At 45.2% G+C, this 640-nt stretch carries 1 protein-coding gene and 1 pseudogene; both read left to right on the top strand.

Going from position 1 to position 640, the window contains the following annotated elements:
• Window positions 1-153, top strand: a pseudogene (gene glmU / locus PGX78_RS07180) (bifunctional UDP-N-acetylglucosamine diphosphorylase/glucosamine-1-phosphate N-acetyltransferase GlmU); the annotation flags it as partial.
• A 51-nt stretch (window positions 154-204) separates the two neighbouring features.
• The coding region (locus tag PGX78_RS07175; RefSeq protein ID WP_270446165.1) for a ribose-phosphate diphosphokinase at window positions 205-640 on the top strand (436 nt) is incomplete at its 3' end.

The raw sequence follows: 640 nt of genomic DNA, 5'->3' as shown, positions 1-640 counted from the left end.
AACTTAGTTGCACCTGTAGAAATCGGCGAGTCGGCGTATGTCGGGGCGGGTTCTACGATTACTAAGAACGTGCCGCCGAAGTCCTTGGCTGTCGGCCGTGCTAAACAGCGCAATATTGAAAATTGGGTTAATGACGATACCTATAAGAAGTAAAAATCTGGATTTTCGCATAACTAACTATATGATAATCGCCAGGAGGATATGATGAGTTACGAGGACGGCAAGAAGCTTAAAATTTTTTCGGGTAATGCAAACCCGAAGTTGGCGAAAGAAATTGCCGATTATTTGGGCCTTGAATTGGGAAAGGCTTTTGTAGGTAAGTTTAATAACGGCGAAGTACAGGTTATGATTGATGAAAGCGTTCGCGGTAAGGATGTCTTTTTAATTCAGCCGACCAGCCAACCTGCCAATGATAACTTGATGGAGCTTTTAATTATGGCGGATGCTTTGAAAAGAGCTTCGGCTAATCATATTACGGCAGTGGTTCCTTATTACGGATACGCTCGTCAGGATCGGAAGACTCGCGGTAGAGAACCTATTACGTCGAAACTGGTCGCCGATCTGATGACTACGTCGGGTATTACGCGAGTTGTGACCGTTGACTTGCATGCCGGGCAAATTCAGGGCTTTTTTGATGTGC

The organism is Megasphaera sp. AF13-6AC (assembly GCF_027685385.1).
GTDB classification, from domain to species: domain Bacteria; phylum Bacillota; class Negativicutes; order Veillonellales; family Megasphaeraceae; genus Megasphaera; species Megasphaera micronuciformis.
Note: the sequence above shows the minus strand (reverse complement) of the source record. Positions and strands in the feature narration are given on the sequence as shown.